Below are 26,557 nucleotides of genomic sequence, written 5' to 3' on the forward strand. Positions count from 1 at the left end.
TTGCTTACATTTCGACGGATTCTTATTTAGATAAAATTGTTTTAAACACGGTTCGTTTTTTTAAGTTGGTACGTTAATTGCTTTTAATATGAGTAGTAACAGTCAGTTTTTAGTGTAGAGGCAAACATGGCTATTTCTTTTGATAACGCATTAGGTATTCACCAACACACGGTTGGTGTACGTGAGCGCAATGCTGAGGTGATTTCCACCAATATTGCACAGGCGAACACACCGGGCTTTAAAGCAAAAGGAATGGACTTTCAAAAAGCATTGCAGGCGGCAAGTTCAGGGGCAAGCATTGGTCTTAGCCGTACGGATGGTCGGCATATATCTGCCTCCACGAAAGTAACTGGCGAGAGTCTCTATCGAATTCCGACTCAACCTGATACGGGTGATGGCAACACGGTGGACGTAGATTTAGAGCGTAACTTGTTTATGCAAAACCAGATCAGACACCAAGCCTCACTGGACTTCTTAGGAAGTAAATTCAAGAACTTAACGAAAGCAATCAAAGGGGAATAAGTAGATGAGCTTATTTAATGTGTTCAATGTGACTGGTTCTGCAATGAGTGCTGAATCTGTTCGTCTAAATACGACCTCAAGTAACTTAGCCAATGCGGATAGTGTGAGTAGTTCGGCGAAAGATACTTACAAAGCGCGTCACGCGGTGTTTGGTGCAGAGTTAAGTAAAGCGCGTTATAACCGTGATCATAATGTACCTGTAAAAGTATTAGGTATTGTTGAAAGCGATAAACCGCTTAACGCAGAATATAACCCAGATCACCCACTTGCCAACGATGAAGGCTATATTTACAAGCCTAATGTCAATGTGATGGAAGAGATGGCTAACATGATTTCGGCTTCTCGTTCTTATCAAACGAACGTGCAGGTGGCTGATGCAAGTAAACAAATGCTGCTGCGCACGCTGCAGATGGGTCAATAGGATAAGGAGGTAGCGTATGGCCGGAATAAATAACATTGGTCAAAGCGGCTTGTCTTATATTGACCAGCTGAAAAGTCTTCAAGACCAAAAGAAAACAGAAGAGACAACGGGGAAGCAAGATCTTAAACAAGAAGACTTCCTATCGTTACTCACCAAACAACTGGCTCAGCAAGATCCTTTTAAACCGGTCAGTAATGACCAGATGATCGCCCAAATGGCGTCATTTGCCACAGTTGATGGTATCGGCAAAATGAACACTCAGTTTGAGAGTCTCAACTCGTCGATGACATCCAACCAAGCTCTACAGGCTTCATCACTGGTTGGCCGTGATGTGTTAGTACCGGGAGCGGCAGGGATCAAAAAAGAGGGTGCTGGGATGGCTGCGATGGTCAAACTTCCTCAAAGTTTAGAGAACTTGTTTGTCCGAATAGAGAATGAAGCTGGACAATTGGTTCGTACCTTTGATGTCGGGGCTAAATCAGCCGGTGATAATCGCGTTGAATGGGACGGTAACGATCAAAACGGTAATCCATTGCCGGGCGGCAAATACCAAGTGAAAGCTTCGGGTTTGCTCGATGGAGAAAGCAAGGAGTTTGCGGTATCGACTTACGCAAACGTCAATAGCGTTCTGCTGGGTAAAGGTGATGGTAACGTACTGCTCAATCTGGCTGGATTTACATCGCCAGTTAAACTTGCTGAAGTACTAGAAGTTGGCAAAGCGTAACTCTTTATAGAGTAGATATGCTAGCTAGATAGGAGATTTTGGAATGTCGTATATATCATTAAGCGGTTTATCCGCAGCTCAGTTAGATCTGAACACCACCAGTAACAACATTGCTAACGCGAATACCTTTGGTTTTAAAGAGTCGCGTGCTGAGTTTGGTGATGTTTACTCAACCTCATTGTTTACCAACTCCAAAACGACTCCTGGTCAAGGTGTTCAGGCGAACAAAGTGGCACAACAATTTCACGAAGGTTCCAGTATTTATACTAATAATCCGATGGACTTGCGCGTTGCGGGAACGGGGTTCTTTGCGGTTGCGAAAGATAAGCTGACGCCTCAACAAAATGAGTTGACCAGAAATGGTGCTTTCCACCTCGATAAAAATGATTACATGGTAACGTCAAATGACGAGTTTTTGCTTGGCTATGATGTTAACCCTGATACTGGTGATGTTCTTTCGTATGAGCCAAAACCTATCAATATTCCTGCTCAGTTTGGTAAACCTAAACAGACAGCCAATGTTGAACTTGGCGCGAACTTGCCAGCTAATGGTAAGTTAAAAGACCCAACCTTATTTGATATTACTGATCCTGAGACGTACAACCGTACCACCTCATCTACGATCTACGATTCGATGGGTCAGCCTTATAAGTTGACATCCTATTACCTCAAAGATCAGACGCAAGCTAACACATGGCAAACCTATTACACCGTGACGGATAAAACTGGAGAGAAACCAATCAATGTAGTTGGTGGTGATGCTACTACGCCGACGGGTCATATTGGGCATACCATGAAGTTTAATAATGATGGTACGCTAGCCAGCATGAATAATGGTCAGCAAATTGTAACCGAGCCTTTAGGTTTGGGGGCAAACCCAGTTGAACTCAACGGTGCGGATGCTAACCAAACATTGTCGTTCAGTCTCGATTCGGCTACGCAATTTGCCGCTCCATTTGAGTTGACTAAATTTGTACAAGATGGCGCAACCACGGGCTTTTTGACGAAGATCGATTTCGATGAAAATGGCAGTGTGCTAGCCACTTACTCAAATGGTCAAAATACCATTCTAGGACGTGTGGGGCTTGTCCGCGTAGCCAATGAACAGGGCTTAGATAAAAAAGGCGGTACGCAGTGGGATTCGACTCAATTCTCAGGTGATAAAATTTGGGGTGAATCAAACAAAGGCTCATTTGGTACCATCAGCAATGGTGTTATTGAACAATCCAACATTGATATGACTCAAGAGCTGGTGGATCTTATCTCTGCTCAGCGCAACTTCCAAGCGAACTCGCGTGCGCTTGAAGTTCACAACCAGCTACAACAAAACATACTGCAGATCCGTTAATTCTTTTAACGTCATCCAATGGCAATACCAAGTTAGCGGCAATGTTAGCTTGGTATTGTTGCCATCTGTTCGCGGCAATCTTCGTTATATCCTCCCTATTTTTTGTGCAATTACATTTAACCTATTGATTTTTAATTTAAATATAAGTTGGCACGTCAATTGCTTTTAATGATCGAACGATGATTATTGGAGCAGATTATGGATCGCGCACTGTTTCTCGCCATGAGTGGCGCAAAGCAAAACATGCAAGCCATGCAATTGAGAGCGAACAATTTAGCAAACGTCAGTACCACGGGGTTCCGTGCTGATTTGGCGCAAGCTCGCTCAATGCAAGCTTATGGCGAAGGGTTACCGAGCCGCGTGTTTAGCATGACAGAACGTCCTGGACATAATTTTGCTCAAGGCAGTGTCATTACCACAGGGCGCGATCTCGATATCACCATTCAAGGTGACGGTTGGATTTCCATGATGGATAAAACCGGCAAAGAGGGGTTAACCCGCAGTGGCAACCTAAGCATTGACCAAAATGGCATGCTCATAAATGGCAGCGGCCATCTAGTGCTAGATGGAACGGGCGCGCCAATCACTCTACCTATTCCATTGAGTAAAGTAGAAATCGGTAATGACGGTACTATTTCCGTTCGTCCGCAAGGCGCTCCAGCCGATGCGATGGAAGTGGTAGGCCGAATTAAACTGGTTCGCCCCAATAATCAATCCCTATACAAAGATACGAATGGTTTATTCCGTGCTAAAGATCCTAATGCAGCATTCGAAGCAGATGCTAGCGTAAAGCTATTAAAAGGTGCGCTGGAAGGCAGTAATGTCAATGCGGTGGGTGAGATGACTAGCTTGATTGAGCTACAACGTCAGTTTGAAATGCAAGTCAAAATGATGAGCACCGCAGAAGAGATGGACAAATCGTCCGATTCATTACTTCGTATGAGCTGATAAGCGTTAAAGGAGATTACTATGCAACCTGCATTATGGGTAAGTAAAACCGGGCTTGATGCCCAACAAACCAATATTGCCACTATCTCAAACAACCTAGCGAACGCTTCGACTATTGGTTTTAAAAAGGGTCGTGCGGTATTTGAAGATCTGTTTTATCAAAATATTAATCAACCGGGCGGTCAATCTTCGCAAAATACCAAACTGCCAAGCGGTTTGATGCTTGGTGCGGGTTCTAAAGTCGTGGCAACACAAAAAGTGCATACCCACGGCAACGTACAAACCACGACCAATAGCCTCGATATGATGATTGAAGGTGACGGCTTTTTCCAAATCCTGATGCCAGATGGCAATATCGCTTATAGCCGAAATGGTCAATTTACCCTCAATGATGAAGGGGCAATTGTGACGTCCGGTGCTGGATATAATTTAGAGCCTGAAATTGTTATTCCACCTGATGCAATCTCTATTACTGTCGGTAATGATGGTGAAGTGTCAGTTAGGCTTCGTGGCCAGCAAAATAACCAAGTGGTTGGACAAATTACCACGGTTGATTTTATCAACCCAGGCGGTCTAGAGCCGATTGGTCAAAACTTGTATCTACCGACCGGTGCTAGTGGTGATCCACAAGAAGGGGTGCCAGGGCTTGACGGCCTCGGTGATGTTCGTCAATCCATGCTTGAAACCTCTAACGTGAACGTCACAGAAGAGTTGGTCAACATGATTGAAGCGCAACGCGTTTACGAAATGAACTCAAAAGTCATCTCAGCAGTCGATAAGATGATGAGTTTTGTGAACCAACAACTCTAATCATTAACTAAGAGAATGCTGCGATGAAACGTCTATTGAGTCTTGTATTGGTTACTGCTTTGTCTGGTTGCTCGTTAATGCCGCCACCCGTCGATACTCCTGAAGTGGTTCAAGGTACAACCGTGGTGGACGCGGTTGAAGGGGATAAGTCTGCAGAAGAAGGTTCTGGTTTACTGGACTCAATGCGTAAGCGTTCCGATCCCGTAGCTGGTGATCCCGCATGGGCCCCCATTCATCCAAAACAGAAACCGGAACATTATGCCGCGGAAACTGGCTCACTGTTTAATTTGGCACAAATGAACAGTCTTTATGATGATTCAAAACCGCGTGGCATTGGCGATATTATTACCGTCAATCTTGATGAAAGTACTAAAGCGGCCAAGAGTGCTGATGCTGACCTGTCTAAATCCAATGATGCGTCTATGGACCCACTGGCTGTCGGTGGTCAAGATCTCACGATTGGTGATTACAACTTCTCTTATGCGCTGAAAAATGACAATAAGTTCAATGGCAGCTCTGCAGCAAACCAAAGTAACAGTATTTCTGGTTCTATTACCGTTGAGGTAATAGAAGTGCTCGCTAATGGCAACTTAGTCATCCGTGGTGAAAAATGGCTCACACTGAACACTGGCGATGAATATATTCGCTTAAGCGGTACCATTCGTCCCGATGATATCGATTTTGACAACACCATTGCTTCGACTCGTATTTCTAATGCACGCATCCAATATTCAGGCACAGGCACCAATCAAGATATGCAAGAACCTGGATTCTTGGCACGATTCTTTAATGTCTCTCTGTAACGCCGGAGTTCTGGCGTAAAGAAACGTAGAAATTAAGGTACTAGACCATGAGAAAATTCACCCTGCTTGTTTTAAGTCTGTTGCTCATCGCAACCCACGCGCAAGCGGCCCGCATTAAAGATATCTCTCAAGTTGCGGGCGTGCGGAGTAACCAATTGGTGGGTTATGGTCTAGTGACTGGGCTACCGGGAACGGGCGAATCGACACCGTTCACCGACCAAAGTTTTAATGCCATGTTGCAAAATTTCGGCATTCAATTGCCGCCGGGCACCAAACCGAAAACAAAGAACGTTGCCGCCGTGATTGTTACGGCTGAATTGCCGGCGTTTTCCAAGCAAGGTCAAAGTGTCGATGTCACCGTTTCTTCGATCGGTTCTGCTAAAAGTTTACGTGGCGGCACTCTAATGCAAACCTTCCTTAAGGGATTGGATGGTCAAATTTACGCCGTGGCCCAAGGCAACTTAGTGGTCAGTGGTTTTAGTGCCACCGGTGCTGATGGTTCTAAAATTGTCGGCAATAACCCAACGGTTGGTCTGATTTCAGGCGGTGCTATGGTGGAACGTGAAGTACCAACACCTTTTAGCCGTGGCGATTTTATTACCTTCAATTTGCTTGAATCTGACTTCACCACGGCGCAACGTATGGCAGATGCAGTGAATAACTTCCTAGGCCCAGAGATGGCGACCGCGGTTGATGCAACGTCAGTACGTATCCGTGCACCACGAGATGTTGGGCAGCGCGTCGCGTTTCTTTCTGCAATCGAAAATGTTGAGTTTGATCCAGCGGATGGCTCAGCCAAAATTATCGTCAATTCCCGAACGGGAACCATTGTTGTCGGCCAGCATGTGCGCTTAAAACCTGCTGCGGTGACGCACGGTGGTATGACTGTTGCCATTAAAGAGAATTTGAATGTCAGTCAGCCCAATGCGTTAGCGGGTGGTCAGACAGCTGTGGTGCCTAATAGCCAAATAGAAGTGTCTGAAGCACAAGGTAAAATGTTTAAATTTGAACCGGGTTTGACCTTGGATGATTTAGTGCGCGCGGTCAACGAAGTGGGCGCAGCCCCTTCAGATTTGATGGCGATTCTGCAAGCATTGAAACAAGCAGGCGCGATTGAAGGCCAACTGATCATTATCTAGGAGAGGAAGATGATTAATAATCCCAATGATATTGGCTTTATTCATGATATTGCTAGCTTAGATAAGCTACGTCAGCAAGCAAAAACCGGTGATAAAGAAGGCGAGTCAGCGGCGCTCAAGGCCGCAGCCAAACAGTTTGAAGCGATTTTTACCTCAATGTTGTTCAAATCGATGCGCGACGCCAATGCCGATTTTAAATCGGAGATGTTCAACAGCCAAAACGAAGATTTCTATCGACAAATGCTTGATGAACAAATGTCGAGCGAGCTCAGTGCCTCCGGTTCTTTAGGGCTTGCCGATATGATTGTGGCGCAGCTCAGTCAGGCTAACGGCACCTCGAAAAACGATCCATCAATAACCGACCCGACGCAAGATGGTTTCCAAGAAGCCATGCGCCGTATAGAACGCAGTAACAACCGCCGCCTCTCAACGCAAGAAACGATCGAACCTAGCAAGGTCGAATCGAGTCGATTTGATTCGCCGCAAGCGTTTGTGGCTTCAATGAAACCTTATGCTGAAAAAGCAGCGCGGGCATTAGGTGTTGACTCTTCACTGCTACTTGCTCAAGCGGCATTAGAAACCGGATGGGGACAAAAAGTTGTTCAAAATGCTCGTGGTAGCAGTAATAACTTATTCAACATCAAAGCGGATAAAAGTTGGTTAGGTGAGAAAGTGGCGACGCAAACTCTTGAATATCATGATAATACACCCGTGATGGAAAAAGCTGCGTTCCGTTCTTATGGAAATTATCAAGACAGTTTTAATGACTATGTTCGTTTTCTCAATGACAATCCGCGCTACACTGTGGCGCTGAACCATAATGGCAGCGATGAGTCTTTCATTCGTGGCCTGCACGCTGCTGGTTACGCGACGGACCCATACTATGCTGAAAAAGTGCTGAGAGTAAAATCTCAAATTGAAGCAATGGAATAACCCCTCTAAAGCCAGCCTTGCTGGCTTTTATCTTTCCTTTATTTTGTCTAATCTCTTCTTTGAAACTCCTTTGGCATACATATTGCAATTACTAACTTAGATATTCAGTAACCACTGATTTGATTAGGTTTTCGGGGGCAGTATGGCGTCGGATCTTCTGAATCTAGGTACCCAAAGTGTACTTACCGCTCAGAGACAACTCAGCACCACAGGTCATAACATTTCTAATGTTAATACAGAAGGTTACAGCCGTCAGTCTGTGATCCAAGGGACCAATACGCCTCGCCAATACGGTGGTGAAACCTACGGTATGGGCGTACATGTGGAAAAAGTTCGCCGCTCATGGGATCAATTTGCCGTTAATGAATTAAACCTATCTACCACCAGCTTTTCCTTTAAGCGTGACGACGAAGAAAATTTAGACATGCTCTCAAAGTTATTGTCGTCAGTGGCCTCGAAAAAAATCCCTGAAAACTTAAACGAATGGTTTGATGCGATCAAAACCCTCGCCGACAGCCCGAATGATGTAGGTGCGCGTAAAGTTGTACTTGAGAAAGCGGATCTGATCACTCAAAACATGAATGATTTTCACGAGAACATTCGCCGCCAATCTGATGCGACCAACAAAGGGCTAGATGTTGCCGTTGAGCGTATTAACCAATTGGCGCTTGAGCTGCGAGATTTACAACGCTTAATGATGCGTACTCCTGGTCCTCACAATGACTTAATGGACCAGCATGAAAAATTGGTGGCTGAGTTGTCTGAATACACCAAGGTCACTGTGACGCCACGTAAAAATGCTGAAGGGTTTAACATCCATATCGGGAGCGGGCACACGCTCGTCTCAGGTACAGAAGCCAGCCAAATGAAGATGGTTGATGGTTATCCTGATGTGAGTCAGCGCCGCTTGGCCATGATTGAAGGCAAAGGGATCAAGACCATTACCACTGAGGATATTGGCGGTAAGTTAAGTGCGCTGTTTACGATGCGAGATAAGCACATTCCTTACTTAATGGATGAACTTGGCCGCATGGCAACATCTTTCTCTTATGAAGTTAACAAATTGCAATCACAAGGCTTGGACTTACGTGGCAATGTAGGAAGAGCGTTGTTTACGGATGTGAACTCTGAAGTCAATGCCCGCTCGCGAGCGATCATCGCTGGCAATTCAAAAGCCGATATGGCGGTCTATATCGAAGATACTTCAGCGTTGAAAAGTGGTGAATACTCCCTACAGTACAACGGCAGCAATTATACCGTATTAAAGCCAACGGGCGAGCGGGTTAACGTTCCGGTCGTTGGCAGCAGTTTATTTTTAGATGGAATGCGAGTTGAGATTCGCAACGCCCCTCAAGCAGGGGAGCGCATATTGCTGCGTCCAACGCGTAATGGTGCCGCTATTATGAAAATGGCGACCAACGATCCGACAGCCATTGCCGCACAAAGTTATGAAGCCTCCACCACTTTTGCCCAAGGGCAGGCAAAATTTAATATTTTATCGGCAGGTGGGTTGCGTGAATTTGAAGTGGTGATCTCACCAACGGGCGATCAATTTGCGGTCACGGATACCAAAGGCAACGTGCTGCTAGAACCACAGGCCTACCCACCATCGAATTCGATTACTGTGCTTGGTACAACGTTTGAATTGACGGTTGGCGCGCTACCCAATGATAAATTTACGGCAAACCTTGTCCCCTCAGAAGGTGACAACGGCAATTTGCGTAAGATGCAGCACATTCAAACAGAGAAAAAACTCAATGGCGGTGAAACGACCGTGCTCGGGGTTTATCACGATCTCAATACTGATTTTGGTTTGCAGCTGGCCACCGCGTCACGCTTAAGTGACGTGGCCAGGCTTGAAAAAGAGTCAGCGCAGGAGCGCATTGCGTCCATTTCCGGAGTCAACCTTGATGAGGAAGCTGCGAACATGATGAAATTCCAACAAGCTTATATGGCTTCCTCACGCATCATGCAGGTGGCTAATGATACTTTCAACACGATTTTGCAGCTGAGATAGGAGGCGATAAATGTTAACCAGAATATCGAGCTTCCATAACTATCAATCGGTGCAAAACGATATGCGCCGTCAAGAATCAAAGATCCATCATAACCAAGCGCAGCTAGCGTCGGGTAAGAAGTTGCTTTCGGCCAGTGATAGTCCATTAGCCACTCATTACATCCAAAAAGTAGGGCAGCAAGAAGAGCAATTACGCCAATATCTTGATGCAATCGTGCTGGTTCGAAACCGCTTAGAGCATCAAGAAGTAATCATTGCCAATGCGGAAAGCTCGACCGATGAGGCAAAGCGTACTGTCATGGAAATGATTAACGGCTCATTCTCTCCAGAAGATAGAGAAGCGAAAGCGCGTGAGCTGCAAGAGATGTTCAACAACTTAATTGAACTAGCAAATACGCAAGATGAGTCCGGTAACTACATGTTTGCCGGCACCAAGCCGAAGAATCAGCCATTTTTTAGAGATAATGCCAGTAACGTGACTTATTCCGGCGATGATTATCAGCGCAAAATGCGCATCTCCAACAGCTTAGAGATCCCGTTCAATAATCCGGGTAATAAAGTGTTTATGGAGATTGATAACCCGTTTGGTAACTACGAACCAAACTATCAATTAAACGAAGGTTCAGAGTTACTGCTCGAGCGTGCAACCAATTTAGACTCGAATGATACATCACGCTATACCGTGACGTTTGTTGATATGGCTAACGGCAAATATGGTTACCAATTAGAGAAAGATGGCAGCGTGGTACAGGCCGATGAGTTTGATCCACAAAAAGGCATTCGATATCAAGATCTGACGGTGCACGTAAAAGGGCAAATTTCGAAAGGTGATGTGTTAAGCCTAGAGCCGCGTTCAACCTTTACCTTATTTGATAGCTATAAAGACGCGATTGAGCTCTCGCAGGGCTCGGTATCGGATGCGTCGACGACAGCGAAACTGCACCAAATTACGGAAGAGTTTCATGCCGCCTTTATTCATCTCAATAAAGTGCGTACTGATGTCGGTGCACGCTTGAGCACTTTAGATATTCAACAAGAACAGCATGAAGATTTCAAAATCAGTTTAGCGAAATCAAAAAGTAACTTTGAAGATCTCGATTACGCAGAAGCGGTGATTGAATTTAATGAGAATTCACGTGCGTTGCAGGCTTCACAACTGGCTTTTGGTAAAACGAAAGATTTGACCCTTTTCAACTATATCTAATCTTCAATGCCTTATGTGCTAAGCCATATGCGCGAAGAGTGGAATGTGTTGAAAAATTGGCCTGGAAATTGCTCATCTATTATCGAGAGATAAAGAGGCAATAGAGCGGCAAACGAAAGTGGCAACTCTGTTGCTAACGAGAAAAAACTGGATGCTCACTCACAAAGATAGAATGAATGAATTTCTTCTAAGTGATTAAAAAACAAAGAATATTAATTTTAATATCAGATGTTTTAAAAGTTGGCATACTAATTGAATTGTCTATATCAGAGTTGATACAACAAGTTTTTAAATCGGCAAATAGCGGATTTAGCAAGTTCACGGTCAGTGCTTCCAAATGAGAGTAAAGCTGGCCGCTTCGCAAAAAGCTTGCGAACTCACTAGGAGAGCAAACTATGACCATTACAGTAAATACTAACGTCTCAGCAATGACTGCTCAGCGTTACCTTAATAAAGCGACGGGTGAATTAAATACCTCGATGGAACGTTTATCATCAGGTAATAAAATCAACAGCGCTAAAGATGATGCGGCAGGCTTACAAATTTCAAACCGCTTAACCGCTCAGTCTCGTGGCCTAGATGTGGCAATGCGTAATGCCAACGACGGTATTTCGATTGCTCAGACCGCGGAAGGGGCAATGAATGAGTCGACCAGTATCTTGCAACGTATGCGTGATCTTGCTCTTCAATCAGCAAACGGCACCAACTCGGCGTCAGAGCGACAAGCTTTGGATGAAGAGTCGACCGCATTGCAAGATGAGTTAAACCGTATTGCAGAAACGACCTCATTCGGTGGACGTAAACTGCTCAACGGTTCGTTTGGTGAAGCATCATTCCAGATTGGTGCGAGCTCAGGTGAGGCGATCATTATGGGGCTTACCAGCATACGTGCTGATGACTTCCGTATGGGCGGCCAATCGTTCCTTGCAGAGCAAGGAAAGGACAAGGATTGGGGAGTGCCAGCGGGCGCACGTGATTTGAAATTTGAATTCACCACCCAGGCAGGTGAGCTTGTTACTCTCGATGTGTTAGCCAAAGATGGCGATGATATTGAAGAGCTAGCGACTTACATTAATGGTCAAACCGACAAGCTTAAAGCATCGGTTGATCAAGACGGTAAACTGCAAATTTTTGCCGCAGAACCGAATTTACAAGGTGACCTTGCCATCTCTGGTGGTTTGGCAACCGAACTTGGCCTAAACGGCGGACCGGGCGTTAAGACGACGGTTCAAGATATTGATATCACCTCAGTTGGTGGTTCTCAAAATGCAGTGGGCGTTCTGGATGCTGCGTTGAGATATGTGGATTCACAACGGGCAGAGCTCGGTGCGAAGCAAAACCGTTTAAGCCATAGCATCAACAACTTGGCCAATATCCAAGAGAATGTTGAAGCATCCAACAGTCGAATTAAAGATACAGATTTTGCAAAAGAAACCACGCAAATGACGAAAGCACAGATTCTGCAACAAGCGGGTACCTCGATTCTCGCTCAAGCAAAACAGTTGCCAAATTCTGCAATGTCACTATTGCAGTAATGTTAGGACCCTTCATCCAACAGCTCAGACGTGGGTTAGGTGAAGGAATCCTTGGCAAAGTATGATTATGGCCGAATATAAAGCTCTCTCAAGATGTACCCTGCTTTATAGTCATAGATAATCATGCGCCCCGGTCAGTCGGTAATGTGTTCATTTCTCTGATCTCCACATTGGCTCTGGCTACCAACTAGCCCCGGTTCTCTCAAAGGAAAAGGGGCTTTTCTTTATCTATAACTTCTTGCTCTCATCAATGCTCCTCAATCGCCCGTGAAGCCGACCAATCACGTCAAATCTTTAATGCTATTTTTGTATTTCAGCCAGTTTTGCAGCGTTTATCCCACTTTTAATCGATATTGGTTATTTTTTACGAAATCGTCGTTTTCCCGTTAAAGGATTCCTAACCGCAGTCGCTAATAATAGTACTTTGAGAGAACTACTTGGTTTTCCGAGACGTCGGAAACCGTTTGTCTATGACGCTAAGTCGGAAAATCAATAGGAGAACCACTATGGCGGTTAATGTAAACACTAACGTTTCAGCTATGACAGCACAACGCTACCTAAACAGTGCTAGCAATGCGCAACAGTTATCAATGGAACGTTTATCATCAGGCTTCAAAATTAATAACGCAAAAGATGACGCAGCAGGTTTGCAAATCTCTAACCGTTTGAACGTTCAAAGCAGAGGCTTAGATGTTGCCGTGCGCAACGCAAATGATGGCATTTCAATTGCGCAGACAGCTGAAGGTGCAATGAACGAAACTACCAACATTTTGCAACGTATGCGTGACTTATCTCTACAATCGTCAAATGGTTCGAACTCGAAAGCCGACCGCGTAGCGATTCAAGAAGAGATCACCGCGCTGAATGACGAACTCAACCGTATTGCTGAAACTACATCGTTTGGTGGTAATAAGTTGCTCAATGGTACTTTTGAGACGAAATCATTCCAAATCGGTGCGGATAACGGTGAAGCGGTCATGCTAAGCCTAAATAATATGCGCAGCGACAACGCAATGATGGGCGGTAAGAGTTACCAAGCGGCAAATGGACAAGATAAAGATTGGACCGTTAAAGCGGGTGCTAATGACCTTACCATTACGTTGACTGACAAACGTACTGGCGAGCAAACCATCAACCTAAGTGCAAAAGATGGCGATGACATCGAAGAGTTGGCCACTTACATCAATGGTCAAACCGACATGTTAAAAGCTTCTGTTGACGATGAAGGCAAACTGCAAATCTTTACTGATAGCAACCGTATTGATGGCGTAGCAACCTTTGGTGGCAGCTTAGCGGGTGAACTGAGTTTCCAAGCGGCAAAAGATGTGACAGTCGATACCATTGATGTCACCTCTGTAGGTGGTTCGCAAGAATCAGTTGCCATTGTTGATGCGGCACTGCAATTTGTAGACAGCCATCGTGCTCAACTGGGTGCATTCCAAAACCGTTTCAACCATGCGATTAACAACTTAGATAACATCAACGAAAACGTAAATGCTTCTAAGAGCCGAATCAAAGACACTGATTTTGCGAAAGAAACCACTGCCTTGACTAAATCGCAGATCCTTTCTCAAGCATCAAGCTCAGTGTTGGCACAAGCTAAACAAGCGCCTAATGCTGCTCTTGGTTTGCTTGGTTAAGTCGTTAACTTTTAAATTAAAAATCCAGCTTCGGCTGGATTTTTTTATGCCTCACTTTTCACGTGATCAAAGAATGGATCTGAAAAATGAATCAACGGTTAAACGGGAGGAAAGGATATATTGTTATGAGGCTAATAAAACAAAACCCAGCCTAAGCTGGGTTTGAATTGATGGTGCGGAAGGAGAGACTTGAACTCTCACACCTTGCGGCGCCAGAACCTAAATCTGGTGCGTCTACCAATTTCGCCACTTCCGCAACTTGTACTGTAGATAGATTGACATTGGTTATTCAAACTATCGTTGTAAATGGTGGCTACGACGGGATTCGAACCTGTGACCCCATCATTATGAGTGATGTGCTCTAACCAACTGAGCTACGTAGCCATTTGACAATCTTAAATCATGGTGCGGAAAGAGAGACTTGAACTCTCACACCTTGCGGCGCCAGAACCTAAATCTGGTGCGTCTACCAATTTCGCCATTTCCGCAGCGTATTCTTTAAATAAACCGAATGTTATTGATTCAGCTTATCTTTTTACGGTCAGCTTATCGCTAATCCTACAAATAATGGCAGGGCTACCTGGATTCGAACCAGGGGATGGCGGCATCAAAAGCCGCTGCCTTACCGCTTGGCGATAGCCCTACAAGATGATTGCTCATCTAAATAATGGTGCGGAAGGAGAGACTTGAACTCTCACACCTTACGGCGCCAGAACCTAAATCTGGTGCGTCTACCAATTTCGCCACTTCCGCAACTTATGCTGTAGATAAAATGAGGATTGGTTACTCAATTTATCGTTGTTATGGGTAGCTTATCGCTAACCATATGAAATATGGCAGGGCTACCTGGATTCGAACCAGGGAATGGCGGCATCAAAAGCCGCTGCCTTACCGCTTGGCGATAGCCCTACGAGATGATTGCTCATCTAAATAATGGTGCGGAAGGAGAGACTTGAACTCTCACACCTTACGGCGCCAGAACCTAAATCTGGTGCGTCTACCAATTTCGCCACTTCCGCAATTTAATTTTTCGATTCAACGAATCTTTTTCACAACAAGCGCTTGGCTTATCGTGTCAATAATGGCAGGGCTACCTGGATTCGAACCAGGGAATGGCGGCATCAAAAGCCGCTGCCTTACCGCTTGGCGATAGCCCTACACGATGATTGCTCATCTAAATATGGTGCGGAAAGAGAGACTTGAACTCTCACACCTTGCGGCGCCAGAACCTAAATCTGGTGCGTCTACCAATTTCGCCATTTCCGCAAATTTTTAGTTATCGAGATGGTGCGGAAGGAGAGACTTGAACTCTCACACCTTACGGCGCCAGAACCTAAATCTGGTGCGTCTACCAATTTCGCCACTTCCGCAGCTCGATATCTATGTGTTGCCAACTTTCGCTAACAACTAAATTATGGTGGCTACGACGGGATTTGAACCTGTGACCCCATCATTATGAGTGATGTGCTCTAACCAGCTGAGCTACGTAGCCATCTTTTTGAGCGAGACAATATAATACAATCCACACTCATGTGCCAATGGTTTTTTAAACACTGACCCATTTGAATAATGGCAGGGCTACCTGGATTCGAACCAGGGGATGGCGGCATCAAAAGCCGCTGCCTTACCGCTTGGCGATAGCCCTACAAGATGATTGCTCATCTAAATAATGGTGCGGAAGGAGAGACTTGAACTCTCACACCTTGCGGCGCCAGAACCTAAATCTGGTGCGTCTACCAATTTCGCCACTTCCGCAACTTAACCTGTAGATTCAGTGAATATTGGTATTCATTGAATCGTTGTTATGACCAGTTTATTCGCTAGTCATCTCAATATTGGCAGGGCTACCTGGATTCGAACCAGGGGATGGCGGCATCAAAAGCCGCTGCCTTACCGCTTGGCGATAGCCCTACAAGATGATTGCTCATCTAAATAATGGTGCGGAAAGAGAGACTTGAACTCTCACACCTTGCGGCGCCAGAACCTAAATCTGGTGCGTCTACCAATTTCGCCATTTCCGCAACTTTCCTAAATATTTTTATAAGAAAAACACTTAGGAAATGGTGGCTACGACGGGATTCGAACCTGTGACCCCATCATTATGAGTGATGTGCTCTAACCAACTGAGCTACGTAGCCATTTTTATTCTCTCTTTAAGTTTGCCTTAATGTCGAGAACGGAGCGCATTATGCGGATATGGCTCTAGAGCGTCAATAGTTTTTTTGAATAAATTCTTTGAAACCAACCGTTCGAACTTTTTTTGAACAAAGAGACGTGTTTGTGATCAAAAACGGTTAATAAATCATTAAGCTTATTGATTTTTCCTTGCTTGTCGCTAAGGTTGACTTTGAGAAAAAAACAAAAAAGCCAACAGAATCTGTCGGCTTTAATGGTGTATTAATGGCTGATTAACGAGTTATTTACACGTTGAAGCGGAAGTGGATAACATCGCCATCTTTTACGATGTATTCTTTACCTTCCAAGCGCCATTTGCCCGCTTCTTTGGCTCCATTTTCGCCGCGATATTGAATGAAATCATCATAACCCACAACTTCAGCGCGAATGAAACCACGTTCAAAGTCGGTATGGATTTTACCCGCCGCTTGCGGAGCCGTCGCACCGACCGGAATCGTCCAGGCACGCACTTCTTTTACGCCTGCGGTGAAGTAGGTTTGCAGCGTTAGCAGTTCGTAACCGGTACGAATCACGCGGTTTAGACCGGGTTCTTCAATGCCTAAATCGGCTAAAAACTCGGCGCGATCTTCTTCTTCAAGTTCAGATAGTTCAGCTTCAATGGCTGCGCAAACAGCAACCACAGAATTGTTCTCTTTTTCTGCAAACTCTCTGACAGCATCAAGGTACGGGTTATTTTCAAAGCCATCTTCGCTCACGTTGGCGATATACATGGTTGGTTTCAACGTTAAGAAGTTGAGATAATCTACGGCGGCTAGCTCTTCTTTTGAGAGTTCAACCGTGCGAGCCATACCACCTTCCGTTAATACAGGGAGTAGCTTCTCTAATACGGTGATTTCAAATTTAGCGTCTTTATCGCCACCTTTGGCACGTTTTGCTTGACGTTGAATGGCGCGTTCACAGCTATCAAGGTCGGCAAGGGCAAGCTCTAGATTGATTACTTCAATATCTTCAATTGGCGATACTTTGCCTGCTACGTGAACGATATTTTCGTTCTCGAAGCAGCGAACAACGTGACCAATCGCATCTGTTTCACGGATATTTGCAAGGAATTTGTTGCCTAAACCTTCACCTTTTGACGCGCCAGCCACTAGGCCTGCGATATCGACAAATTCCATTGTCGTCGGAAGGATACGTTGAGGGTTTACAATTTCTGCTAACGCATCGAGACGAAGGTCTGGAACAGGAACCACACCCGTGTTTGGTTCGATAGTGCAAAACGGGAAGTTTGCTGCTTCGATGCCCGCTTTAGTTAGTGCATTAAATAATGTCGATTTACCCACATTTGGTAAACCCACGATGCCACATTTAAAACCCATGACTGTAACCTTATTCAGCTTTGAACGTATGTAAGCGATTTTGTGCTTTAGTTAGACCATCTTTTAGTAAAATGTCGAAGCAACGAACCGATTCGTCAACCGCGGCATCTAGGCACTCTTGCTCTTTGGCGGGTGCTTTACCTAAAACATAGCCTGCTACTTTATCTTTGTGCCCCGGATGGCCGATACCAATCCGCAGGCGGTAGAATTCTTTGTTATTGCCGAGTTTGCTGATGGTGTCTTTAAGGCCATTATGCCCGCCATGACCACCGCCCATTTTGAACTTAGCGACCCCGGGAGGTAAGTCTAGTTCATCATGTGCCACCATGATCTCTTCTGGTTTTATCTGGTAAAACTTGGCGATGGCCGCCACGGCTTTACCGGATAAATTCATAAAAGTTGTTGGGATCAATAAACGCAGATCTTCACCATTAACCACGATACGTCCGGTGAAACCGAAGAATTTGGCTTCGTTTTTCAAGGTGACGTTATGAACTCGGGCTAATTCTTCTACTACCCAAGCGCCGGCATTGTGCCTCGTTTTGGCGTATTCAGGGCCAGGATTTGCTAGCCCGACAAGAAGTTTGATTGGTTGGCTCAAGGTTAGGATCTCTTTGCAATATCAAAAGCGCGGTATGATAGCACACAAAAGGGAAAGGGTGCGAGGCGCTAAAATAACAAAGGAAAAAGCACTTCATTTTTCAATGAAGTGCTTTAAAAGCATTTAAAAATCAGTAAATAAACTGAGTTTTAATTAAACATGGCAGAAATAGACTCTTCGTTGCTAATGCGACGAATCGCTTCAGCAAGCATGCTAGACAAGGTTAATTGTGTCACTTTGCCGGTTGCCGCCATCTCTTTAGATAGGGTGATCGAGTCTGTGACGATAACTTGGTCTAGTACTGAGTTTTTGATATTTTTTGCTGCGTTACCTGAGAATACCGCGTGCGTTGCGTAAGCAAATACACGTTTTGCACCACGTTCTTTCAGCGCTTCAGCGGCTTTACACAAAGTGCCGCCAGTGTCGATCATGTCATCCACGATCACACAATCGCGCCCATCAACATCGCCAATCAGGTTCATAACTTCAGACACGTTGGCGCGTGGACGACGTTTATCAACGATTGCGATGTCGATATCACCTAATGCTTTTGCAGTCGCTCGAGCACGAACCACGCCACCAAGGTCAGGTGAAACCACAACAGGATCTTCTAACCCACGCGCTTTCATATCTTCAAGCAACACCGGCGTACCAAAGATGTTATCTACTGGGACGTCAAAGAAGCCTTGGATTTGTTCTGCGTGAAGGTCGATGGTCAAAACGCGGTCAACACCAACGTTTGAAAGGAAATCTGCAACAACTTTTGCAGTAATCGGTACACGAGCAGAGCGCACTCGGCGGTCTTGACGGGCATAACCAAAATATGGGATGACAGCAGTAATACGGCCTGCTGAAGCACGGCGCATTGCATCAATCATCACTACTAATTCCATTAAGTTGTCATTAGTAGGAGCACAAGTAGATTGAATAATAAATACATCGCTACCACGAACATTTTCGTTGATTTGCACTGCAACTTCACCGTCGGAGAAACGAGAAACAGTAGCATCACCAAGAGAGATGTATAGACGTTCAGCAATACGTTGGGCTAGTTCAGGTGTGGCGTTACCAGCAAATAGCTTCATATCAGGCACGGTGGAAACCTCAGGGTTGCGTCCAGTTTTTAAATAGGTCGGGTGTTGGCGAATTGGTATTCAGCCAGAGTCTTTTTCAGTGGCGAAATGTTACACCCTAAGGCGACAAACGCGAAGACTGTGTCAGGGAGCTTGGCAAGGACAGCTTCCGCTTCTACTTTGCTAGAAAATTCGGCAAAAACGCAAGATCCCGTCCCAGTCAATCTTGACGGCGCGTATTGTAGCAGCCATGAAAGTTGCTTATCAACCTCTGGGTACAGCATTCGGACAATTTTTTCGCAATCGTTTTCGTAAGGGTGTTCGAGAAGCGTTGCTAGCGCTCGTTTTGGCGTGTTCCTTATCAATTGGGGATGAGTAAAAATATCTTTCGTTGCAATGCTCACATTAGGCCGAACCACCAAATACCATTTTTGCTTTGGTTCGGTTTGGGTCAGTTTTTCACCTACGCCTTCAGCAAATGCGGCAAAGCCATGGACAAAAACGGGAACATCCGCCCCGAGTGTTAAACCGAGCGTAGCGAGTTCTTGCTGTGATAAATTGGTTTGCCATAAGTAGTTCAGTGCAACAAGCACGGTTGCAGCATTGGAAGAGCCGCCACCGATGCCACCGCCCATTGGCAAAACTTTATTTAATTCAATGCTCGCGCCATAGCGGCATCCACTTGCCTTTTGTAAGGCGATGGCCGCTTTCCAAATCAAGTTGTCTTGTAGCGCAACGCCAGTAATGTCTGGTGTGAGAGTTATTTCGCCAGACTGATTGGCGGTAATGGTTAACTCATCACCAAAATCGAGAAATTGAAACAGTGTCTGTAATTCATGATATCCGTCGGTTCTTTTCCCGGTGATGTACAGAAACAGGTTGAGCTTAGCGGGTGATGGCCAGTGGGTTGGGGTGCAAATCATGGCGTTAGGGTCCACTTTGAAATGACGAGGTTTAATGAAACTTGATCTTGAGTCAGCTTCAGTTTGGCCGGAAGTGGCACTGAAGTGGAAGAAGCGGATGTTGAGACGAAGGGATAAGCTTGGTAGTTCAAATATTCCAAGTGCCAGCGGCTAAGCCCTAGCTGTTTATCTAACGATGCCAACAAATTATTTTGATTCAATTGAAAACCATCCGCCTCGGTTGGCAGCCCAAGCAGCCAATCTTGTAGCTGCTCAATGGGGATCGATAACCCAGTTAACTCGTAAACTAAAGCATCCGCATTCTGCGCATCGATGATTTGATCATCATACGTTTTGACCTGGGCGCCCTGCGGCGAGATGGAGAGATTTAAAACCGTCTGCCCTAAAAAGGTTGAGAGACGAAGCTGGCTATGGTCGGCGTTTTTTTGCCAATGAAAATTGAGGGATTGGCGCTGTTGTGGTGATATATAGCCGAGTTTTCCGCTGGCTTGGTACTCGCGGATCGTTTGCAATTGCTGTTGGTGTTGCTGCCAGCCGACGCTCTCGACCCTTGTTGGGGGTAAATTTGTACAACCAAAGAGTGTCAGCAGAGCGATGAGAGTTAAAATTAGTCTGTTTGCGCGTGTCATATCTGCCCATTATTTACACAGTGAAGGCCGTAAAAACGCCTCACTATATCATTGATATCACGAAGTCGGGAAAACAAATCCCTGTTGCCCTTTCATTAAAACAGGGCATCAAGTAAAATTCGGCTCCTATTTACATTTCCTGAACCGAGAAACCTCTATAGATGTCCTTGCTTGCTATTGGAATAAATCACAATACAGCGTCGGTAGAACTGCGAGAGAAAGTGGCGTTTGGTCCTGATAAATTATCAGAAGCCTTGCGACAACTTGCGTCCAGTTCCAGCGTTCAAGGTAGCGTTATTGTCTCTACCTGTAATCGCACGGAAATTTATTGTGATGTAAAATCGTCGAGCAAAAGTAAGTTAATCGATTGGTTGTCTCAGTTCCATCATGTGAATCCTGAAGATCTTAAACCGAGTTTGTATGTACATGAAGAACAAGCCGCTATTCGTCATTTGATGCGAGTGGCTTGTGGGCTGGATTCACTGGTATTGGGTGAGCCGCAGATTTTAGGGCAGGTGAAGCAAGCCTATGCGGATGCTCGCGAGCATAACGCGGCTGATTCAGCGATTGAAAAACTATTTCAAAAAGCATTCTCGGTAGCTAAACGTGTGCGCACCGAAACCGAAATAGGCGGCAGTGCGGTATCTGTGGCTTATGCTGCTTGTACGTTGGCAAAGCAAATCTTTGAATCACTCTCTGATTCAACGGTAATGTTGGTTGGAGCGGGTGAAACCATCGAACTGGTTGCGAAGCATTTAGCCAGCCATCAATGTAAACGCATGATAGTCGCCAACCGAACCCGCGAGCGAGCGATGGGGCTTGCACAGCAGTTTGACGCTGAAGTGATTGCACTCAATGAGATACCTGACTATCTCGCTCACGCGGATATCGTCATCAGTTCAACCGCCAGCCCACTGCCGATTATTGGCAAAGGGATGGTAGAAAGTGCGATTAAAGTGCGCCGCCATCAACCCATGTTACTGATTGATATTGCCGTGCCTCGTGATATTGAATCGCAGGTCGGGGATTTAAACGATGCCTATCTGTATACGGTTGATGATCTACAGTCGATTGTAGACAGCAATATGGAACAGCGTAAAGTTGAAGCCATTCAAGCTGAAGCGATTGTCAGTGAAGAGAGCGCTGCCTTTATGAGCTGGATGCGCTCCTTGCAAGCAGTAGACAGCATCCGAGAATACCGTCAATCGGCCAACGAAATTCGTCAAGAATTGCTCAGCAAAAGCTTGCAGGCACTGGCTGCAGGGGGCGATCCTGAAAAAGTGTTACTTGAGTTAAGTAACAAACTCACCAATCGATTGATCCACACACCAACCCGAGCATTGCAAAGCGCTGCCGAGTTAGGTGAACCGGCTAAATTGGCCGTGATTAGACAAAGTTTGGGTCTTGACGACCCTCGATAATATCCGTCACTCCGAATTAAAGAAGAAACTATGAAAGCGTCGATTTTAGTTAAGCTTGAATCCCTTGTTGAGCGTTACGAAGAGGTTCAGCGCCTGCTTGGCGAGCCTACCGTAATTAGTGATCAAAATAAATTCCGTACTTTGTCAAAAGAGTACTCTCAGCTTGAGGAAGTCACTAAATGCTTCCAAGCTTACCAACAAGCGCAAGAGGATTTGGTTGCCGCGGAAGAGATGACCAAAGACGAAGACGCTGAAATGCGAGAGATGGCTCAAGAGGAAATAAAAGCGGCCAAAGCGACAATTGAATGTCTCACTGATGAATTGCAAATTCTGCTGCTACCAAAAGATCCGAACGATGATCGCAACTGCTTCTTAGAAATTCGTGCAGGGGCGGGCGGTGATGAGGCGGGTATTTTTGCTGGCGATCTGTTCCGTATGTACAGCCGTTATGCTGAGAAAATGAGCTGGCGTATCGAAATTATGTCCGCTAGTTATGCTGAGCATGGCGGCTATAAAGAAGTGATTGCTAAAGTGAGTGGTGATGGCGCTTACGGTGTGCTTAAGTTTGAATCAGGCGGTCACCGCGTACAGCGTGTACCGGCCACGGAATCTCAAGGTCGTGTGCATACTTCCGCTTGTACCGTCGCGATCATGCCCGAAATTCCTGAAGCCGAAATTCCAGAAATTAAAGCTAGCGATCTGAAAATTGACACTTTCCGCTCATCGGGCGCGGGTGGTCAGCACGTAAACACCACCGACTCTGCGATCCGTATTACCCACTTACCAACAGGCACGGTAGTTGAGTGTCAGGACGAGCGTTCACAGCACAAAAACAAAGCCAAAGCGATGGCCGTATTGGCCGCTCGTATTGCACAAGCGGAAGAAGCGAAGCGCGCAGCCGAAGTGTCCGATACTCGTCGTAACCTACTGGGTTCTGGTGATCGTAGCGACCGTATTCGTACTTACAACTATCCGCAAGGTCGCGTTTCCGATCATCGTATTAACTTAACCATCTATCGTCTTAATGAAGTGATGGAAGGGGATCTGCAAAGCTTGATTGATCCAATCATTCAAGAATATCAAGCAGACCAACTTGCCGCTCTTGCCGATCAACACTGATCCCATGACGTTATCTCGTATTGATGATGCGTTGAAAGCCGCGATTGCTCAACTCCAAGAAGGCGGCAGTGATTCGCCTTCTGTGGATGCAGCGGTGCTGCTTTGCCATGTACTGGATAAACCACGTTCTTATCTGCTGACTTGGCCTGAAAAGACCTTAAGCGAAACGCAGTCGCGGCAATTTTGCTCGCTGATTACGCGTCGAGTGACGGGGGAGCCTGTGGCCTATTTGGTCGGGGAACGTGAGTTTTGGTCGCTGCCACTGAAAGTTTCGCCTTCGACATTAATTCCTCGGCCGGATACTGAACGTTTGGTTGAAATTGCGTTAGAAAAAAGCCAGCAGACGCAAGGGGATATTTTGGACTTAGGCACAGGAACTGGCGCGATAGCATTAGCGCTAGCGTCCGAGCTACCTGAACGTCATGTGGTTGGTATCGACTTACGCCCAGAAGCGCAAGCCTTAGCGTTGGAAAACGCGCAGCGTTTAACTGTTACCAATGTCACATTTTTACAAGGCAGTTGGTTTGAACCTTTAAAGCTCGGTACAAAGTTTGCTTTAATTGTCTCCAATCCACCGTATATTGAAGAGAATGATCCCCATCTTACGCAAGGGGATGTACGTTTTGAGCCTTTAAGTGCGCTGGTGGCCAAAGATAAAGGCTTGGCTGACATTAAACACATTGCAGAGAATGCGCGTCACTATTTGCAGCAACAAGGCTGGCTGCTGTTTGAACATGGTTATGATCAAGGGGCGGCAGTCAGAGCGTTATTTGAGTCACTCGGCTATCACCATGTAGTGACAGAAAAGGATTATGCGGGTAATGACCGAGTGACACTGGGTCAATATTCGCACTCAGAAGAGAGAGCATCATGTACGAAGGATTAAAACATTTTCATCTACTGACCATTGCGATCAGTGCACTATTGTTGTCGGTACGTTATGCCTTGATGATGATGGATTCCAAATGGCTGCAACACCCTTTTTTGAAACGTTTTCCTCATATTAACGATTCGCTGTTGTTGTTATCGGGTATTGCGTTGATTGTGATGTCTGGTTTTATCCCATTTACCCCAGCCGCACCTTGGTTAACTGAGAAGCTGACCTGTGTGATGGCGTACATTGCGCTGGGCTTCTTTGCGCTCAAACTGGGTCGGAATAAGCTGTTGCGTACCTTTGCTTTTTTGGGCGCATTAGGTTGGCTTGCTATGGCGGGAAAAATCGCCATCGTAAAAACGGCTATGTTTTTAGGCTAACAGCATCCGAGCGGCATTATGTTTGAATGGTTCGATGAAGATTTTGATGCAATGGAATTGGTGGAAGGGGCGCTGATCTTAAACAAGGCCGTCAATCCTGAAACTGAGGATGAATGGGCACGCCAAGAGTTGGCCCGTTTGCTTACACAAGCAAAACACGAGTTAGCTAATGAACAGGATGAAAAACAGCGTTTTGAAGCGTTGTTGCATCTGTTTTACCAACAATGGGGTTTTCGCGGTGACAGAGAGGCTTATTTTGATTCACGTAATGCCTTCATCGATAAAGTATTGCAGCACCGCAAAGGTATTCCCGTCAGTTTAGGTGCGCTGTTGCTCTATTTTGCGCGCAAGCTAGGCTTTCCTTTACAAGGTATTACCTTTCCCACACAGTTTTTATTGCAGTTGCATTGGTGCGATGAATCACCGATTTATATTAACCCTTTTACTGGTGAAACCGTCTCATTACATATACTACAAGCGTGGTTAGTTGGGCATAAAGGGGTCTTGTCTAAGCTGAAATCGAGTCATTTGGAAGTGACAGATAATCCGACGGTGATCGGTCGTTGGCTGGCACTACTAAAGAGCGCACTATTAAGAGAAGAGCGTTATACCTTAGCGCTGCGTTGTACTGATTTAGCGCTGACTTTTGTTCCTGATGATCCGTATGAGATCCGCGATCGCGGCTTTATCTATCAGCAACTGGATTGTCACCAAATTGCCTTATCCGATTATCAATACTTTATTGATCATTGTCCGAATGATCCGGCGGCTGAGTTATTAAAAAATCAAGTTAATGCATTAAGCTTTGAAGCTATTACGCTGCATTAACCGCTAAATGAGAGAGAATAAAATGGAACAAAAAATCGTCCACGTGGGTGATATTCCCGTTGCTAACGACAAACCGTTTACTCTGTTTGCTGGAATGAACGTCCTTGAATCCCGTGATTTAGCGATGCAAATCTGTGAGCATTACGTGAAAGTGACCGATAAACTCGGCATCCCTTATGTGTTTAAAGCTTCTTTTGATAAAGCCAACCGCAGCTCTGTTCACTCTTATCGTGGCCCCGGCTTGGAAGAGGGAATGAAAATTTTCCAAGAGCTAAAAGAGACCTTTGGCGTCAAAATCATCACTGACGTGCACACAGAAGCTCAAGCTCAGCCTGTGTCTGAGGTGGTAGATGTGATTCAACTGCCAGCGTTTCTTGCTCGTCAAACTGACCTTGTCGAAGCGATGGCGAAAACAGGTGCAGTGATCAACGTGAAAAAACCACAATTTATGAGCCCTGGCCAAGTGGGCAATATCGTGGAAAAATTTGCAGAGTGCGGCAACGACAAAGTGATTTTGTGTGAACGTGGTGCTTGCCATGGCTATGATAATCTGGTCGTTGATATGTTGGGTTTTGGTGTGATGAAAAAAGTATCAAACGGCAGCCCAATTATTTTTGATGTGACCCATTCACTGCAAATGCGCGACCCTTCTGGCGCAGCTTCTGGTGGGCGTCGTGAACAGACAGTTGAGTTAGCAAAATCAGGTCTTGCTGCCGGGATTGCGGGCCTTTTTATTGAAGCGCATCCAAACCCAGATAAAGCGCGTTGCGATGGTCCATCGGCACTGCCTTTGGATAAACTTGAACCTTTCCTTGCACAAATGAAAGCGTTAGATGATTTGATCAAGAGCTTTGCTCATATCGATATCCGCTGATTTTTTGTTGGATCTACCACTCATAATTTGGCCACCGCAAGGTGGTCAAATTTTATCGAATGTTTCCCAAACCTGTTTATCTTGTCTAAGTGCTCACTTTTCCTTATTTTTCCGTGTTTAGGAAAGAAAACGATTGCCTGTGATCCATTAAAATTTCACGTGTAACCTGTGGCAACCGTTACATTTTTGAATTGATTTTATAGTGATCAATTCTACATAAATATGAAATCAATCTGTCACCTTTGAGATGTTAATTTAAACTGGGTCAAGTTTATTGGT

Annotated in this window: 24 protein-coding genes and 16 tRNA genes; 19 read left to right on the forward strand and 21 right to left on the reverse strand. The window is 45.4% G+C overall.

Annotated elements, in window-relative coordinates; translation table 11 throughout:
• The first annotated feature begins 126 nt into the window (after positions 1-126).
• From flgB to NB504_RS13555, 13 genes are all read left to right on the forward strand, one after another.
• The gene (gene flgB / locus NB504_RS13495; protein ID WP_013856251.1) at positions 127-522 is read left to right on the forward strand and encodes a flagellar basal body rod protein FlgB; all 396 of its coding nucleotides are present in this window, start codon (positions 127-129) and stop codon (positions 520-522) included.
• 4 nt (positions 523-526) lie between these two features.
• Entirely contained in the window at positions 527-943 is a 417-nt protein-coding gene (flgC, locus tag NB504_RS13500; protein WP_010319383.1) for a flagellar basal body rod protein FlgC, read from the forward strand.
• A 16-nt stretch (positions 944-959) separates the two neighbouring features.
• Positions 960-1,667, forward strand: coding sequence for a flagellar hook assembly protein FlgD (flgD, locus tag NB504_RS13505; RefSeq protein ID WP_013856252.1), 708 nt, complete (start codon positions 960-962; stop codon positions 1,665-1,667).
• Positions 1,668-1,710: 43 nt separating this feature from the next.
• Positions 1,711-3,015: a flagellar hook protein FlgE gene (gene flgE, locus NB504_RS13510; protein WP_026027395.1), complete on the forward strand. Its 1,305-nt coding sequence runs from the start codon at positions 1,711-1,713 to the stop codon at positions 3,013-3,015.
• A gap of 198 nt (positions 3,016-3,213) precedes the next feature.
• The gene (gene flgF, locus NB504_RS13515; protein ID WP_026027903.1) at positions 3,214-3,963 is read left to right on the forward strand and encodes a flagellar basal-body rod protein FlgF; all 750 of its coding nucleotides are present in this window, start codon (positions 3,214-3,216) and stop codon (positions 3,961-3,963) included.
• A gap of 21 nt (positions 3,964-3,984) precedes the next feature.
• Complete coding sequence (gene flgG / locus NB504_RS13520; RefSeq protein ID WP_010319379.1) at positions 3,985-4,773, forward strand: flagellar basal-body rod protein FlgG; 789 nt, start codon at positions 3,985-3,987, stop codon at positions 4,771-4,773.
• A gap of 23 nt (positions 4,774-4,796) precedes the next feature.
• Complete coding sequence (gene flgH / locus NB504_RS13525) at positions 4,797-5,576, forward strand: flagellar basal body L-ring protein FlgH (protein WP_017043102.1); 780 nt, start codon at positions 4,797-4,799, stop codon at positions 5,574-5,576.
• 47 nt (positions 5,577-5,623) lie between these two features.
• Complete coding sequence (locus NB504_RS13530) at positions 5,624-6,715, forward strand: flagellar basal body P-ring protein FlgI (RefSeq protein ID WP_258429084.1); 1,092 nt, start codon at positions 5,624-5,626, stop codon at positions 6,713-6,715.
• A gap of 9 nt (positions 6,716-6,724) precedes the next feature.
• On the forward strand, positions 6,725-7,648 hold the full coding sequence (gene flgJ / locus NB504_RS13535; RefSeq protein WP_017045946.1) for a flagellar assembly peptidoglycan hydrolase FlgJ: 924 nt from the start codon (positions 6,725-6,727) through the stop codon (positions 7,646-7,648).
• Positions 7,649-7,790: 142 nt separating this feature from the next.
• A complete protein-coding gene (gene flgK / locus NB504_RS13540) occupies positions 7,791-9,665 on the forward strand; it encodes a flagellar hook-associated protein FlgK (protein WP_258429085.1) in 1,875 nt (624 codons plus the stop codon).
• Between the two features lie 10 nt (positions 9,666-9,675).
• A complete protein-coding gene (flgL, locus tag NB504_RS13545; protein ID WP_013856259.1) occupies positions 9,676-10,869 on the forward strand; it encodes a flagellar hook-associated protein FlgL in 1,194 nt (397 codons plus the stop codon).
• Positions 10,870-11,264: 395 nt separating this feature from the next.
• On the forward strand, positions 11,265-12,404 hold the full coding sequence (locus NB504_RS13550) for a flagellin (protein ID WP_017045944.1): 1,140 nt from the start codon (positions 11,265-11,267) through the stop codon (positions 12,402-12,404).
• Between the two features lie 506 nt (positions 12,405-12,910).
• Entirely contained in the window at positions 12,911-14,044 is a 1,134-nt protein-coding gene (locus NB504_RS13555; protein WP_026029038.1) for a flagellin, read from the forward strand.
• A 171-nt stretch (positions 14,045-14,215) separates the two neighbouring features.
• On the opposite strand, the gene NB504_RS13560 is transcribed toward NB504_RS13555, so the two are convergent.
• From NB504_RS13560 to lolB, 21 genes are all read right to left on the reverse strand, one after another.
• Positions 14,216-14,300, reverse strand: a tRNA-Leu gene (locus tag NB504_RS13560).
• A gap of 51 nt (positions 14,301-14,351) precedes the next feature.
• Positions 14,352-14,428 (reverse strand) — tRNA-Met (locus NB504_RS13565).
• Positions 14,429-14,447: 19 nt separating this feature from the next.
• Positions 14,448-14,532 (reverse strand) — tRNA-Leu (locus NB504_RS13570).
• An 80-nt stretch (positions 14,533-14,612) separates the two neighbouring features.
• Positions 14,613-14,687: transfer RNA gene (locus NB504_RS13575), tRNA-Gln, on the reverse strand.
• Between the two features lie 25 nt (positions 14,688-14,712).
• Positions 14,713-14,797, reverse strand: a tRNA-Leu gene (locus tag NB504_RS13580).
• An 81-nt stretch (positions 14,798-14,878) separates the two neighbouring features.
• Positions 14,879-14,953: transfer RNA gene (locus NB504_RS13585), tRNA-Gln, on the reverse strand.
• A gap of 25 nt (positions 14,954-14,978) precedes the next feature.
• A tRNA-Leu gene (locus NB504_RS13590) sits at positions 14,979-15,063 on the reverse strand.
• Positions 15,064-15,126: 63 nt separating this feature from the next.
• Positions 15,127-15,201 (reverse strand) — tRNA-Gln (locus NB504_RS13595).
• Between the two features lie 24 nt (positions 15,202-15,225).
• A tRNA-Leu gene (locus tag NB504_RS13600) sits at positions 15,226-15,310 on the reverse strand.
• Between the two features lie 19 nt (positions 15,311-15,329).
• Positions 15,330-15,414 (reverse strand) — tRNA-Leu (locus NB504_RS13605).
• A gap of 45 nt (positions 15,415-15,459) precedes the next feature.
• Positions 15,460-15,536: transfer RNA gene (locus NB504_RS13610), tRNA-Met, on the reverse strand.
• A gap of 78 nt (positions 15,537-15,614) precedes the next feature.
• Positions 15,615-15,689, reverse strand: a tRNA-Gln gene (locus tag NB504_RS13615).
• A 25-nt stretch (positions 15,690-15,714) separates the two neighbouring features.
• Positions 15,715-15,799 (reverse strand) — tRNA-Leu (locus NB504_RS13620).
• Between the two features lie 81 nt (positions 15,800-15,880).
• Positions 15,881-15,955 (reverse strand) — tRNA-Gln (locus NB504_RS13625).
• 25 nt (positions 15,956-15,980) lie between these two features.
• Positions 15,981-16,065: transfer RNA gene (locus NB504_RS13630), tRNA-Leu, on the reverse strand.
• Positions 16,066-16,105: 40 nt separating this feature from the next.
• Positions 16,106-16,182: transfer RNA gene (locus NB504_RS13635), tRNA-Met, on the reverse strand.
• A gap of 282 nt (positions 16,183-16,464) precedes the next feature.
• Positions 16,465-17,556: a redox-regulated ATPase YchF gene (gene ychF / locus NB504_RS13640; RefSeq protein ID WP_013857965.1), complete on the reverse strand. Its 1,092-nt coding sequence runs from the start codon at positions 17,554-17,556 to the stop codon at positions 16,465-16,467.
• Between the two features lie 10 nt (positions 17,557-17,566).
• On the reverse strand, positions 17,567-18,157 hold the full coding sequence (gene pth / locus NB504_RS13645) for an aminoacyl-tRNA hydrolase (protein ID WP_013856262.1): 591 nt from the start codon (positions 18,155-18,157) through the stop codon (positions 17,567-17,569).
• 149 nt (positions 18,158-18,306) lie between these two features.
• Entirely contained in the window at positions 18,307-19,251 is a 945-nt protein-coding gene (locus NB504_RS13650; RefSeq protein ID WP_010320509.1) for a ribose-phosphate pyrophosphokinase, read from the reverse strand.
• Between the two features lie 29 nt (positions 19,252-19,280).
• A complete protein-coding gene (gene ispE, locus NB504_RS13655) occupies positions 19,281-20,153 on the reverse strand; it encodes a 4-(cytidine 5'-diphospho)-2-C-methyl-D-erythritol kinase (protein ID WP_094132095.1) in 873 nt (290 codons plus the stop codon).
• Positions 20,150-20,782 carry a lipoprotein insertase outer membrane protein LolB gene (gene lolB / locus NB504_RS13660; RefSeq protein ID WP_258429088.1) on the reverse strand — a complete coding sequence of 211 codons (633 nt, stop codon included), beginning with the start codon at positions 20,780-20,782 and terminating at the stop codon, positions 20,150-20,152. Before lolB ends, ispE begins: the two co-directional genes overlap by 4 nt.
• 161 nt (positions 20,783-20,943) lie before the next feature.
• Between lolB and hemA the strand changes: the two genes are divergently transcribed.
• The 6 genes from hemA to kdsA are packed head-to-tail and all read left to right on the forward strand — an operon-like array spanning position 20,944 to position 26,278.
• Positions 20,944-22,203, forward strand: a complete 1,260-nt coding sequence (gene hemA / locus NB504_RS13665; RefSeq protein WP_047687796.1) for a glutamyl-tRNA reductase — start codon at positions 20,944-20,946, stop codon at positions 22,201-22,203.
• A gap of 30 nt (positions 22,204-22,233) precedes the next feature.
• Entirely contained in the window at positions 22,234-23,322 is a 1,089-nt protein-coding gene (prfA, locus tag NB504_RS13670; protein ID WP_096036609.1) for a peptide chain release factor 1, read from the forward strand.
• 4 nt (positions 23,323-23,326) lie between these two features.
• On the forward strand, positions 23,327-24,208 hold the full coding sequence (gene prmC, locus NB504_RS13675) for a peptide chain release factor N(5)-glutamine methyltransferase (protein ID WP_258429089.1): 882 nt from the start codon (positions 23,327-23,329) through the stop codon (positions 24,206-24,208).
• On the forward strand, positions 24,193-24,576 hold the full coding sequence (locus NB504_RS13680) for a SirB2 family protein (RefSeq protein ID WP_013856268.1): 384 nt from the start codon (positions 24,193-24,195) through the stop codon (positions 24,574-24,576). Before prmC ends, NB504_RS13680 begins: the two co-directional genes overlap by 16 nt.
• Before the next feature lie 18 nt (positions 24,577-24,594).
• Entirely contained in the window at positions 24,595-25,404 is an 810-nt protein-coding gene (locus NB504_RS13685) for a SirB1 family protein (protein WP_017048839.1), read from the forward strand.
• Positions 25,405-25,426: 22 nt separating this feature from the next.
• Positions 25,427-26,278: a 3-deoxy-8-phosphooctulonate synthase gene (gene kdsA / locus NB504_RS13690; RefSeq protein WP_026028071.1), complete on the forward strand. Its 852-nt coding sequence runs from the start codon at positions 25,427-25,429 to the stop codon at positions 26,276-26,278.
• Positions 26,279-26,557: the final 279 nt, after the last annotated feature.

This window comes from Vibrio sp. RM-69-4, from assembly GCF_024743775.1.
Classification (GTDB): domain Bacteria; phylum Pseudomonadota; class Gammaproteobacteria; order Enterobacterales; family Vibrionaceae; genus Vibrio; species Vibrio anguillarum.

Coding starts and splice junctions, on each gene's coding strand:
- flgB (WP_013856251.1), top strand. CDS start 127: ATGGCTATTTCTTTTGATAACGCATTAGGTATTCACCAACACACGGTT.
- flgC (WP_010319383.1), top strand. CDS start 527: ATGAGCTTATTTAATGTGTTCAATGTGACTGGTTCTGCAATGAGTGCT.
- flgD (WP_013856252.1), top strand. CDS start 960: ATGGCCGGAATAAATAACATTGGTCAAAGCGGCTTGTCTTATATTGAC.
- flgE (WP_026027395.1), top strand. CDS start 1,711: ATGTCGTATATATCATTAAGCGGTTTATCCGCAGCTCAGTTAGATCTG.
- flgF (WP_026027903.1), top strand. CDS start 3,214: ATGGATCGCGCACTGTTTCTCGCCATGAGTGGCGCAAAGCAAAACATG.
- flgG (WP_010319379.1), top strand. CDS start 3,985: ATGCAACCTGCATTATGGGTAAGTAAAACCGGGCTTGATGCCCAACAA.
- flgH (WP_017043102.1), top strand. CDS start 4,797: ATGAAACGTCTATTGAGTCTTGTATTGGTTACTGCTTTGTCTGGTTGC.
- NB504_RS13530 (WP_258429084.1), top strand. CDS start 5,624: ATGAGAAAATTCACCCTGCTTGTTTTAAGTCTGTTGCTCATCGCAACC.
- flgJ (WP_017045946.1), top strand. CDS start 6,725: ATGATTAATAATCCCAATGATATTGGCTTTATTCATGATATTGCTAGC.
- flgK (WP_258429085.1), top strand. CDS start 7,791: ATGGCGTCGGATCTTCTGAATCTAGGTACCCAAAGTGTACTTACCGCT.
- flgL (WP_013856259.1), top strand. CDS start 9,676: ATGTTAACCAGAATATCGAGCTTCCATAACTATCAATCGGTGCAAAAC.
- NB504_RS13550 (WP_017045944.1), top strand. CDS start 11,265: ATGACCATTACAGTAAATACTAACGTCTCAGCAATGACTGCTCAGCGT.
- NB504_RS13555 (WP_026029038.1), top strand. CDS start 12,911: ATGGCGGTTAATGTAAACACTAACGTTTCAGCTATGACAGCACAACGC.
- ychF (WP_013857965.1), bottom strand. CDS start 17,556: ATGGGTTTTAAATGTGGCATCGTGGGTTTACCAAATGTGGGTAAATCG.
- ispE (WP_094132095.1), bottom strand. CDS start 20,153: ATGATTTGCACCCCAACCCACTGGCCATCACCCGCTAAGCTCAACCTG.
- lolB (WP_258429088.1), bottom strand. CDS start 20,782: ATGACACGCGCAAACAGACTAATTTTAACTCTCATCGCTCTGCTGACA.
- hemA (WP_047687796.1), top strand. CDS start 20,944: ATGTCCTTGCTTGCTATTGGAATAAATCACAATACAGCGTCGGTAGAA.
- prfA (WP_096036609.1), top strand. CDS start 22,234: ATGAAAGCGTCGATTTTAGTTAAGCTTGAATCCCTTGTTGAGCGTTAC.
- prmC (WP_258429089.1), top strand. CDS start 23,327: ATGACGTTATCTCGTATTGATGATGCGTTGAAAGCCGCGATTGCTCAA.
- NB504_RS13680 (WP_013856268.1), top strand. CDS start 24,193: ATGTACGAAGGATTAAAACATTTTCATCTACTGACCATTGCGATCAGT.
- NB504_RS13685 (WP_017048839.1), top strand. CDS start 24,595: ATGTTTGAATGGTTCGATGAAGATTTTGATGCAATGGAATTGGTGGAA.
- kdsA (WP_026028071.1), top strand. CDS start 25,427: ATGGAACAAAAAATCGTCCACGTGGGTGATATTCCCGTTGCTAACGAC.